This window comes from Nocardioides sp. CFH 31398 (assembly GCF_022436705.1).
In the GTDB taxonomy this organism is placed as follows: Bacteria; Actinomycetota; Actinomycetes; order Propionibacteriales; family Nocardioidaceae; genus Nocardioides.
The window spans coordinates 1-11371 of the sequence record NZ_JAKUHT010000010.1 but is presented as its reverse complement, the minus strand read 5'-3'; the positions used below and the strand labels follow the sequence as shown (position 1 = coordinate 11371).

The following is an 11371-nucleotide window of genomic DNA, read 5'->3' as shown; positions in this document are numbered from 1 at the left end:
CGTGGCGGCCACGCGGATCGGCGCCGTCGCCGCCCACTTCGGGCGCGACCTGGCCCGCGCCGTCGCGAAGGTGGAGCGGGTGGTGGCCGACGCGCGCGCCCGCGGCGTCCAGCTGCTGGTGCTGCCGCAGTCGACCCTCGGCGGCTACCTCGGCGACCTGCGCAACCCCGACGCCGCCGACCCGCCGCCGGCCCTGCGCCTCGACGGTCCCGAGCTGGCCCGCCTCGGCGCGGCGGCGGGCCCGATGGTCCTGTGCCTGGGGCTCACCGAGGCCGGGGTCACGGCCCGCGGCACCGTCCTGCACAACACCGCGGTCTGCCTCAGCGGGGACGGCCTCCTAGGGGCGCACCGGAAGGTGCACCGGGCGGTCCGGGAGTCGGTGGTCTACGCCGCCGGCCAGCGCTTCGACGCCTTCGACACCCCGGTGGGACGCCTCGGGATGCTCGTCGACTACGACAAGACGTTCCCGGAGTCCGCCCGCTCGCTGGCCCTCGACGGGGCGGAGGTGCTGCTGTGCCCGTCGGCGTGGCCGGCGTCCGTTACCGACCGGGCCGCACGGCTGCCGGCGGACCGGCAGTCCCGCCTCTTCGACCTGTACGACGGCGCCCGGGCCGCGGAGAACCAGGTCGTCTGGGTCTCCGCGAACCAGACCGGCGTCACCGGCGGGCTGCGCTTCCTCGGCCAGGCGAAGGTGGTCGGCCCCGGTGGCGACGTCCTCGCCCGGACCGGGAGCAAGGGCGGGATCGCCGTCGCCGACGTGGACGTCGCGGCCGAGGTCGCCCGCGCCCGGCGCACGCTGCACCACCTCGCGGAGCTCGCGCCGTCGTCGTACCGGGTGGCGACGTGAGCCGTCCGTCGCCACGGGTCGCCCTGCTGACCTACTCCACCCGCCCTCGCGGCGGGGTCGTCCACACGCTCGCGCTGGCCGAGGCGCTCGCGCGGGCCGGGGCCGAGGTCGACGTGTGGACCCTCGCGCGCGGCGGTGACGCCACCTTCTTCCGCCCGGTGGACCCGGCGGTCGGGGTGCGGGCCGTGCCGTTCGAGGCCGAGGAGGGCGAGGAGGTGGGCGCCCGCATCGTGCGCTCGATCGAGGAGCTGCGACGGGCGTTCGCGCGGCACCGCGGCAGCTACGACGTCGTCCACGCCCAGGACTGCATCTCCGCCAACGCGGCGCTGCCCTGCGTGCGGACCGTCCACCACCTCGACACGTTCACCACCCCCGAGCTCGCGGCCTGCCACGAGCGCGCCCTGGTCGCCCCGCAGGCCCGGATCTGCGTGTCCGCGGCGGTGGCCACCGAGGTCCGCGACGGCTGGGGGCTCTCCCCCACGGTCATCCCCAACGGCGTCGACGCGGCCCGCTTCGCCGCCGGCGCCGACGACCTGGTCGGTCGGCGCCGGTGGGCGGACCTGCTCGGCCCCTACGTGCTGGCCCTCGGCGGCATCGAGCCCCGCAAGGCGAGCCTCGACCTGCTCGAGGCGTTCGCGCTGCTGCGCCGCGAGCACCCGGGGCTGCGCCTGGTGCTCGGCGGCGGCGAGACGCTGTTCGACTACCGGGCCTACCGGGCGCGCTTCGACGCGCGGGCCGCCGAGCTCGGCGTCGAGCCGCTGGTGCTGGGGACGCTCACGGAGGACGAGCTCCCGTCCCTGGTCGCCCAGGCGTCGGTGCTGGCGATGGTGTCGGTCAAGGAGGGCTTCGGGCTCGCGGCGATGGAGGCGCTCGCCGCGGGCGTCCCGGTCGTCGCCCGCGACCTGCCGGTGCTGCGGGAGGTGCTCGGCGACACGGTCTCCTACGGCGCCGACGTGCCGGGGATCAGCGACGCCCTCGCCGCCGTGCTCGCCGACCCGCCCGACCCCGCGGCCGGCCGTCGCCTCGCCGCGTCGTACACCTGGGACGCGGCGGCCGCGGCGCACCTGGACTTCTACGCCGGCCTCGCCCGAACCCCGCACCCGACCCGGTAGTCCGTGACGTCCTGCGCGACTGCGGGAGGTGACGGGGTGCACGACGTCACGGAGCACCCGGGGACGTCGGGGCCGGGTGCTTCGATGGTGCCGTGCTGCTCGCCGACCTCGTCGCCACGTCCGCCGCGGTTGCCGCGACCCGCTCCCGCAAGGAGAAGGTCGCGGCCCTCGCCGCGCTGTTCGCGCGGGCCGACGCCGACGCGCCCCTCGAGGTCGAGGTGGTGACCTCCTACCTGGGCGGCGCGCTGCGGCAACGGCGGACCGGCCTCGGCTGGCGCTCGCTGACCGACCTGCCCGAGCCGGCCGCCGGACCGACCCTCACCGTGGTCGGGGTGCACGAGGCCTTCGAGGCGATCGCGTCGTTCGCCGGCCCGGGGTCGCAGAACGCCCGGGCAGGGGCCACCGCCGGCCTGTTCGGCGCGGCGACCGCCGACGAGCAGCGGTGGCTGCGCGGGCTGGTCACCGGCGAGGTGCGGCAGGGGGCGCTGGACTCCCTCGTCCAGGAGGCGGTCGCCCGGGCGACGGGGACGCCCCTGACCGCCGTACGTCGGGCCGCGATGCTCGCGGGCTCCACGGTCGTCGCCGCCCGGGCCGCGGTGACGGGCGGCGAGGAGGCGCTCGGGGAGATCGGGCTCGAGGTGATGCGGCCGGTCACGCCGATGCTGGCCTCGACGGCGCCGTCGGTCGGTGACGCCCTGGAGAAGGTCGGCGGCACCGTCGGGGGGGAGGTCGCCGTGGACACCAAGCTGGACGGCATCCGCATCCAGGTGCACCGCCGCGGCGACGACGTCCTCGTCGCCACCCGCTCGCTGGACGACATCACCGCCCGGCTGCCCGAGGTGGTCGACGCGGTGCGGGCCCTACCGGCCGAGACGGTCGTCCTCGACGGCGAGGCGATCTCGCTGGGACCCGACGGCCGCCCGCGGCCCTTCCAGGAGACCGCCTCCCGTACCGCGAGCGCGCACGAGGAGGGCGCCGCCGTCGTGACGCCGTACTTCTTCGACCTGCTGCACCTCGACGGTGAGGACCTTCTGGACTCCCCCGGCCGCGACCGCCTCGCGGCCCTCGACGGGCTGGTGCCGGAGCAGCACCGGGTGCGGCGCCTCGTGACCGCCGACCCGGAGGAGGCGGACACGTTCGCCCGCGCCGCCGTGGCCGAGGGGCACGAGGGCGTCGTGGTGAAGTCGCTCGACGCGCCCTGGGAGGCCGGCCGACGCGGAGCGGCCTGGGTCAAGGTCAAGCCGCGCCTGACCCTCGACCTCGTCGTGCTCGCGGTCGAGTGGGGCTCCGGCCGCCGCCGCGGCTGGCTGTCGAACATCCACCTGGGCGCGCGGGACGGCGACGGCTTCACGATGCTGGGCAAGACGTTCAAGGGGATGACCGACGAGATCCTCGCCTGGCAGACCGAGCGCTTCCTCGGCCTGGAGACCCACCGCGAGGGCCACGTCGTGCACGTGCGGCCCGAGCAGGTCGTCGAGATCGCCCTGGACGGCGTCCAGCGCTCACCGCGCTACCCGGGCGGCATCGCCCTGCGCTTCGCGCGGGTGCTGCGCTACCGGGACGACAAGACCCCGGCCGAGGCCGACGAGCTCGCCACGGTGCAGGCTTTGCTCGTGTAAGGCTCGGGTGACGCTCGTGTGAGGCTGGCCCCATGAGCGACGACGGCACCCGCCCCGAGTCGGGGCTCACCGACGACGACTTCTCCCCCGTCTGGCCCGACGACGACCGGCCACGGATCCCGCGGGTGGCCGACGAGCGGAAGGCGCTGACGGCCTACCTGGAGCACTACCGCGCCACCCTGGAGATGAAGTGCGGCGGGCTGACGACCAAGCAGGCGGGACGACGCTCGGTGCCGCCGTCCACGATGTCGCTCCACGGCGTCGTGCGGCACCTCGCGAGCGTCGAGCGCTGGTGGTTCCAGCAGAACTTCGAGCGCCTCGACGTGCCGATGCTGCACCCGGGCACGTCCGACTTCGACCCCCCGCCGGACGCCACGCTGGAGGACGACCTCGCGACGTGGCGCGCGGAGTGCGAGGCCTCCCGTCGGATCGTGGCCGGCCACGACCTCGACGACACCGCCCGCCCGCTCGACTGGGACGAGGACGTCGACCTGCGGTGGCTGGTGCTCCGCATGATCACCGAGTACGCCCAGCACTGCGGGCACGTCGACCTGCTGCGGGAGGGCGTCGACGGGCGGACCGGCTCGTGACGGCGCTCGCGACCCCGGAGCTCCCGACCGCCCGGTTGCGGCTGCGGCCGTTCGAGGACGGCGATACCGGGGACCTGCTCGCGCTCATGGGCGACGCCCACGTGCTGCGCTACTGGGACGCCCCGGCGTGGACGGACCCGCGGCGGGCGCCGGCGTTCGTCGACCGCTGCCGCGAGATGGCCGACGAGGGCAGCGGCGTCCGCCCGGCCGTCGTCGACCGCACGACCGGCGACTTCCTCGGATGGCTCACGCTGGACGGCTGGGACCCCACCTCCCGCAGCGCGTCCCTGGGCTTCTGCTTCGTCCGGCGTTCCTGGGGGCGGGGCGTCGCCACCGAGGCGGTGCGGGCGCTGCTGGACTGGGCCTTCGGGACGCTCGACCTGAACCGCGTCCAGGCCGAGGCGGACACGCGGAACGCCCCGTGCCGACGGGTCCTGGAGAAGCTCGGCTTCGTGCTCGAGGGCACGCTGCGCGAGGACTGCGTGGTCGACGGCGTCGTCTCGGACTCCTGGGTCCTGGGTCTGCTGCGGCGCGACCGTGACGCGTCACACCCGTGACACAGCGGGTTACACGTCCCGTACGCTCGGGCTCGTGACCACCACGCCGACCACTCGGGGCGACGGACGCCGCTCGGCGGCCGCGCAGCGTCGCCGCCAGCGCGAGCGCGAGATCATCGCGGCGACCCGGGCGCTGTTCGACGAGCGCGGCGTCCGGGACGCCCAGATCGAGGACGTCGCCCGCGCCGTGGGCATCAACCGCGCCATCATCTACCGCCACTTCACCGGCAAGGAGGAGCTGTTCGCGCTCACCCTCGTCGGGTACCTCGACGAGCTCCGGGTCGAGCTGCTCGAGGCCGCGGACGAGGCCGGCTCCGACCACCGCGCCCGCCTGACCGCGATCACCCGCGCGTTCGTCGACTACGGCCTGGGTCACCCCGCCTTCGTCGACTGCGCCCAGACGCTGATGCGGAGGACCGGGCCCGAGCTGTGGGACGAGATCGCGGAGTCCGCCATCTACCGGCTCGGCCGGTCGATCTCGGGGTGCCTCGCGGTGCTGGCGCAGACCTTCGAGGCGGGCACGGCGACCGGCGAGTTCGCCGTCGACGACCCTCACCTGCTGGCCAACACCCTCTACGCGAGCGGGCTCGGTGCGCTGCAGCTGGCGCGCGTCGGGATCCTCGTGAAGGAGGCCGCGCCGGGCGTCCCGACCGTGGGCAGCATCAGTGCGGAGCAGGTCAAGGAGCACATGGTGACCAGCGCGCTGGCCCTGGCCTCGGCGGGTGCCGGCCAGCGCTCCTGAGTCAGGCCGCCGCCAGCTCGACGACGAAGACCGTGCCGCCGCCGGGGCGGGGCTCGCAGCGGATGGACCCACCGTGCCGCTCCACCACGTCGCGGCAGATGGAGAGCCCGAGGCCGGTGCCGACGTAGGCGCCCGCCGACGACGGGGCGCGGTGGAGGCGGTCGAAGATCTGCTCCCGCTGGTCCTCCGGGACGCCGATCCCGTTGTCGGCGACACGCAGGACGGCCCGGCCGCCGTGCACCGAGCCCGACACCTCGACGCGCGGCTGCACGCCGGGGGCGACGTACTTCACCGCGTTGCTGACGAGGTTCGTGAAGAGCTGGTGGGTCAGGTCGCGGTCCGCGTGCAGCGCGGGCAGACCCGGGTCGAGGTCGAGGTACGGCTCGCAGCGCAGCTCGCGCCCGATCTGTGTCAGCAGCCCGTCGGGCCCGCCGAGGGCCACCTCCTCGGGCTCGAGCGTGGCCTTGCCGGCGCTCGCGAGGAGGTCGCTGATCAGGTCGCCCATGCGGTCGGCCGTCCTCTCGGCGCGGCCGAGGGCGTGGGCGAGTCCGTCGCGTGCCGGGCCCGGCGCGAGGTCCTGGACGAGGTCGGCGGCCTGCTCGACCCAGCCGCGGGTCGCGGTCAGCGGAGTGCGCAGGTCGTGGGCGGCGACCTCCGCGAACTCGCTCAGCCGGTCCTGCGCCACCCGCTCGTCGGTCACGTCGCGGGAGACGACCAGCGCCGCTTGCGCCTCGCCGCCCGTCGCGCCCTGGCTGAGGGGGACCGCCCGCAGTGACAGGATCCGGCGGCTGCCGTCGGCGGCGGCGATCGCGATGTCCTGCAGCACCACGCGGCCCTCCCGCCGCGCGCGGAACGACGGCCTCTCGTGCTCCTCGAGCCGGGAGCCGTCGGGGCGGTAGATGTCCGACCGGATGACGGTGCGGGCCGCGCGGTTGCTGCGCACCACCCGCCCGTCGGCGTCCACCACGGCGATGCCCTCGTCCATCGCCTCGGTCACCGCGTCGAGCAGCTCGATCCGGGCGTCCTTGTCGCGGTTGGCCTCCGCGAGCTCGGCCAGCAGCGCGAGCCGCTCGTCCCGACCCACGGCGACCGCCAGCGTCGTCAGCACCACGGTGATGACGAAGGCCTGCGTCACGAGGGCGTTGAGCTGCAGCGTGTCCAGCCCCGCGAACGGACCGAGCCCGGCGAGCGTGAAGGCGCAGGCCACCACGCCGCAGCTCGCGGAGAGCAGACCCGCCCACGTCGTCGGGAGGCGTGCACCGGCCCAGACGGCGACGCTCACCAGCGCGAACGCCAGCTGCGCCTCGGCGTAGGCGAACACGAAGCCGTACGCCGCCGCCGTGACGGCCACCAGCGCAGCCACCTCGGGCCACCGGGCGTACGTCGACGTCGGGCGGGTGGACCGCTCCGGGCGCCCGGCCGCGGCGTCGACACCGCCGCGCCGGTGGTCGCGCAGCCACTCCCAGCCGAGGTGGCCGACGGCGCCGACGATCACGGCGCCGGCGAAGTGCCGGCCCCACCAGTCGCCGAGGCCGGAGCCCGCAGGCTCGTCGGGCACCAGCACCTCGATCAGTCCGCTCGCGGCGAGCGCACCCGCCAGCGTCCCGACCAGCAGCGCACCCAGGAAACCGACCAACGACCGCAGGTCGTGCAGCCCGGCGGACCCGCCCACCCCGAGCAGCGAGGGCGTCAACCGCCGCAGCAGCAGGAAGCAGCCGGCGAGCTGGAGCCCGGAGGCCCCGGCCACGATCAGGGCGAGCGGCCCGCCCGCCCCGGTGACCGCCATCGCCAGACCGATCACGACGGTCGAGGCGAGGAGGCTCGTCACCCGGGCACGAGGGCCCCGGGAGGCGAGCAACCACAGGAGGCTGGCGCCCGACGCCGGCCAGACGAGCGCGAGGGACTGCGCACCGATGGCCGTCGACACCCTGGCGCCCACGGCGAGCACGGCGACGGCGAGCGCACCGGCCACGAACACCGTGGCCCCGCCCCCACGAACGGACACCCCCACCCCTGTCAGCCGAGGCGCGGCCAGGCGGGCGCCCAACCGCGGCGCGCCACTCTACCGCTAGCGGGCCTCAGGGGCGCTCGAGGATCGCGGTCACGCCCTGCCCGCCGGCCGCGCAGACCGAGATGACGCCGGTGCCGGACCCCTTCTCCGCGAGCAGTGAGGCCAGGGTCGCCACGATGCGGCCACCGGTGGCCGCGAAGGGGTGTCCCGCGGCGAGCGACGAGCCGACCACGTTGAGCCGGTCCCGGTCGACCGGGCCGAGGACGTCGTCCAGGCCCAGGCGCTCCTTGCAGAACACCGGGTCCTCCCAGGCCTTGAGCGTGGCGAGCACCTGCGAGGCGAACGCCTCGTGGATCTCGTAGAAGTCGAAGGAGCCGAAGTCCTTGCCGGCCCGCTCGAGCATCCGCGGCATGGCGTACGCCGGGGCCATGAGCAGGCCCTCGCCGCCGTGCACGTAGTCGACGGCCGCGGTCTCGTACGCCGTCAGGTAGGCCAGCACGGGCAGCCCGCGCTCCTCGGCCCACTCCTCCGACGCCAGCAGCACCGCGGAGGCGCCGTCGGTCAGCGGGGTGGAGTTGCCGGCCGTCATGGTGGCGGCCTCGCCCTTGCCGAACACCGGCTTGAGCTTGGCGAGCTTCTCGACCGAGCTGTCCGGGCGGAGGTTGTCGTCGCGCTCGAGACCGCGGAACGGGGTCACGAGGTCGTCGAGGAAGCCGCGCTCGTACGCCGCGGCGAGGTGCTGGTGGGACGCGGCGGCGAGCTCGTCCTGCTCGGTGCGCCCGACCTGCCACTCGACGGCGGTCAGGGCGGCGTGCTCGCCCATCGACATGCGGGTCCGCGGCTCGGCGTTCTGCGGGATCGCCGGGACGAGGTCGGCCGGGCGGATCTTGGCGAGCGCGGCGAGCTTGCCCTGGGTCGTCCGTGCACGGTTCGCGGCGAGCAGCTTCTTGCGCAGCCCCTCGCCGACCGCGATGGGGGCGTCGGAGGCGGTGTCGGAGCCGCCGGCGATGCCGGACTCGATCTGGCCCAGCGCGATCTTGTTCGCGACCTGGATCACGGCCTGCAGGCCGGTGCCGCAGGCCTGCTGGATGTCGGTCGCGGGCGTCTCGGGCGCCAGCTTTGAGCCCAGCACGGACTCACGGGCCAGGTTGAAGTCGCGGGAGTGCTTGAGCACCGCCCCGGCGACGACCTCGCCGATCCGCTCGCCGGCCAGGTCGAAGCGGTCGGCCAGCCCGTCGAGGGCCGCGGTGAACATGTCCTGGTTCGACGCGGTCGCGTAGGCGCCGTTCGAGCGGGCGAACGGCGTGCGGTTGCCGCCGACGATGGCGACGCGACGGGTCTTCTCCTGCATGGAGCTCTCCTGGAGGTTCTGGGTGCTCGGGGTCTGGCCCGACCCACACTACTGATGAGTAACCTTGATCCACAGCCCGGTGAGTCCCATCTCACCAACAGTGGACACAGAGTTACACCCCGCGTTACACCAGTGTCCAGCACGCGCCACCGAGCCCGACGTCGACAGTGAGGACCCGCAGGACCATGAGCGACCGCTACCAGAGCTTCACGGCCACCCCGATCGGCAAGCTGCTCGTGAAGAACCTCGGGCTTCCCTCCCCCGTCCGGCTGGACCGCTGGACCGAGGGTGCTCCCCTCGTCGACGGCACCGTCCTCGTCGGCGGTGACGGCCGCCTCGCCGGGCTGCTGCCGACCCTCCTGAAGGACCTGGGGGTCGAGGTGCGCACCGAGGCCGACGGCGACGGTCGCTTCAAGGGCCTCGTCCTCGACGCCACCGGCATCACCGACTCCGCGGGCCTCGTCGCCCTCACCGAGTTCTTCACCCCGGTGATGCGCCGCCTCGAGACGTGCCCGCGCCTCGTCGTCGTCGGCACCGACCCCGCCCACACCTCCTCGGCCGCCGAGCGGGTCGCCCAGCGCGCCCTCGAGGGCTTCACCCGCTCGCTCGGCAAGGAGGTCGGCCGCGGCGGCACCAGCCAGCTCGTGTACGTCGCCCCCGGTGCCGAGGAGGCCGTCGCCTCCACCCTGGCCTTCCTGCTGTCGCCGAAGTCGGCGTACGTGTCCGGCCAGGTGATCCGCATCGGCGCCCACGGCGAGACCGCCGTCGCCGAGGAGCCCGCCGTGGCCGAGAAGCCGCTGGCCGGCAAGGTCGCCCTGGTGACCGGCGCGAGCCGCGGCATCGGCGAGCAGATCGCCCGGGTGCTGCACCGTGACGGCGCCACCGTCGTCGGCGTCGACGTCCCGCAGGCCGCCAGCGACCTCGTCGCGCTGGTCCGTGAGCTGGGCGGCGACCACCTCGCCCTCGACATCACCGCGAAGGACGCGCCGCAGCGCATCGCCCAGCACCTGTCGGACAAGCACGGCGGCGTCGACGTCGTCGTCCACAACGCCGGCATCACCCGCGACAAGAAGCTCGCCAACATGAAGGCCGACCGCTGGGAGTCCGTGATCGCGGTCAACCTCACCGCGCCGGAGCGGATCACCCGCGAGCTGCTCGACCAGGGCGTCATCAACGCCAACGGCCGCGTCATCGGCGTCGCCTCGATCGCCGGCATCGCCGGCAACGTCGGCCAGACCAACTACGCCGCCTCCAAGGCCGGCGTCATCGGGCTCGTGGACTCGCTGGCCGACGAGGTCACCGACGGCATCACGGTCAACGCCGTGGCGCCCGGCTTCATCATCACGAAGATGACCGCCGCGGTGCCGTTCGCGACCCGCGAGGTCGGTCAGCGCCTGAACGCGATGGCGCAGGGCGGCCTGCCGGTGGACGTCGCCGAGACGATCGCCTGGTACGCCCACCCGGGCTCCACCGCCGTCAACGGCAACGTCGTCCGCGTGTGCGGCCAGATGATGCTGGGCGCCTGACGTGGCGGCCTCGAGCACCCCGTCCGGCACGGTCCCCGAGAAGGAGCTCACCGGCGAGCCCGGCGGGCTCGGCACCATCGCCCGGGCGGCACTGCCGATGCTGCCCGTGGTCAACCGGCTGCCGGGCGTCGCGAAGGCCCCGCGGTCGTCGTACGACGGCCTGGCCTACCACCGCGCCCCGGTCACGATCGAGCGCGCCCACGTCGAGGCGTACGGCGCCGTGTGCGGCTTCCCGGTCAAGGACACGGTGCCGCTGCCCTACCCGCACGTGCTCGCCTTCGGCCTGCACATGGCGATCATGACCGACACGGCGTTCCCCTTCCCGGCCGTGGGGACGGTGCACGTCGAGAACGACATCACCTCCCACCGGCCGGTGCGCGTCGGGGAGTCGCTGGGCCTGCGGGTCGAGGCGTCGGGTGCCAGGCCGCACGCCAAGGGCACCGCGCTGGTCTTCTCGGCCACGGCGACCGTGGGCGACGAGACCGTCTGGGAGAGCACCTCCACCTACCTGCGCCGGGGCAGGGGCGACGAGGCGGCCGAGCCCGGCCTGACGATCGAGACCGTGCCGGGCAACGGCGTCCGCTGGCCCCTGCCCGCGGACCTGGGCCGCCGCTACGCCGCGGTCTCCGGCGACTCGAACCCCATCCACCTGCACCCGTTGACGGCCAAGCCCCTCGGCTTCCCCCGCCACATCGCGCACGGCATGTGGAGCCTGGCGCGCTGCGTCGCCGCGCTCGAGAACCGCCTGGGCGACGCGGCCCGGGTGCAGGTGGCGTTCAAGAAGCCGATCTTCCTGCCGGGCAGCGTCGCCTTCGGCTCGCGCCCCACCACGGGCGGCGACGGCGACGGCTACCTGTTCTCGCTCACCTCGCCGAAGGACGGCTCGCCGCACCTCGTGGGACGCACGACCACTCTCTGATCGAGGAGCAGCCGCGGGGGGGGCGGGGGGGGGGCCCCCCCCCCCCCCCCCCGCGCCCCCCCCCCCCCGGCCGGCCCACCACCCCCCCCCGGGGCCC

The 11371-nt window shown here is 74.8% G+C and carries 10 protein-coding genes; 8 read left to right on the top strand and 2 right to left on the bottom strand.

All coding sequences use genetic code 11. From position 1 onward, the window contains the following. The first annotated feature begins 1 nt into the window (after nt 1). From MJ876_RS09180 to MJ876_RS09155, 6 genes are all read left to right on the top strand, one after another. Nucleotides 2-847 (top strand): carbon-nitrogen hydrolase family protein, encoded by an 846-nt coding sequence (locus MJ876_RS09180; protein WP_240235976.1) that lies wholly within the window; start codon nt 2-4, stop codon nt 845-847. After that, complete coding sequence (locus tag MJ876_RS09175) at nt 844-1959, top strand: MSMEG_0565 family glycosyltransferase (RefSeq protein WP_240235975.1); 1116 nt, start codon at nt 844-846, stop codon at nt 1957-1959. The genes MJ876_RS09180 and MJ876_RS09175 overlap by 4 nt, the downstream gene beginning before the upstream one ends. 92 nt (nt 1960-2051) lie before the next feature. Then, nucleotides 2052-3578 carry an ATP-dependent DNA ligase gene (locus MJ876_RS09170; protein WP_240235974.1) on the top strand — a complete coding sequence of 509 codons (1527 nt, stop codon included), beginning with the start codon at nt 2052-2054 and terminating at the stop codon, nt 3576-3578. Nucleotides 3579-3610: 32 nt separating this feature from the next. Beyond that, the gene (locus MJ876_RS09165; protein WP_240235973.1) at nt 3611-4168 is read left to right on the top strand and encodes a DinB family protein; all 558 of its coding nucleotides are present in this window, start codon (nt 3611-3613) and stop codon (nt 4166-4168) included. Next, nucleotides 4165-4725, top strand: a complete 561-nt coding sequence (locus MJ876_RS09160; RefSeq protein WP_240235972.1) for a GNAT family N-acetyltransferase — start codon at nt 4165-4167, stop codon at nt 4723-4725. The genes MJ876_RS09165 and MJ876_RS09160 overlap by 4 nt, the downstream gene beginning before the upstream one ends. Nucleotides 4726-4759: 34 nt before the next feature. Further along, nucleotides 4760-5467, top strand: coding sequence for a TetR/AcrR family transcriptional regulator (locus tag MJ876_RS09155; RefSeq protein ID WP_240235971.1), 708 nt, complete (start codon nt 4760-4762; stop codon nt 5465-5467). Between the two features lies 1 nt (nt 5468). On the opposite strand, the gene MJ876_RS09150 is transcribed toward MJ876_RS09155, so the two are convergent. Next, nucleotides 5469-7472, bottom strand: a complete 2004-nt coding sequence (locus MJ876_RS09150) for an ATP-binding protein (protein ID WP_240235970.1) — start codon at nt 7470-7472, stop codon at nt 5469-5471. 73 nt (nt 7473-7545) lie between these two features. Beyond that, entirely contained in the window at nt 7546-8829 is a 1284-nt protein-coding gene (locus MJ876_RS09145; RefSeq protein WP_240235969.1) for an acetyl-CoA C-acetyltransferase, read from the bottom strand. 185 nt (nt 8830-9014) lie between these two features. Here MJ876_RS09145 and MJ876_RS09140 point away from each other — a divergent pair, with 185 nt between their 5' ends. Together MJ876_RS09140 and MJ876_RS09135 are read left to right on the top strand one after the other, a co-directional pair. Further along, entirely contained in the window at nt 9015-10355 is a 1341-nt protein-coding gene (locus MJ876_RS09140; protein WP_240235968.1) for a 3-oxoacyl-ACP reductase, read from the top strand. 1 nt (nt 10356) lies between these two features. Beyond that, the gene (locus MJ876_RS09135) at nt 10357-11274 is read left to right on the top strand and encodes a MaoC/PaaZ C-terminal domain-containing protein (protein ID WP_240235967.1); all 918 of its coding nucleotides are present in this window, start codon (nt 10357-10359) and stop codon (nt 11272-11274) included. The last annotated feature ends 97 nt before the right edge of the window (nt 11275-11371 follow it).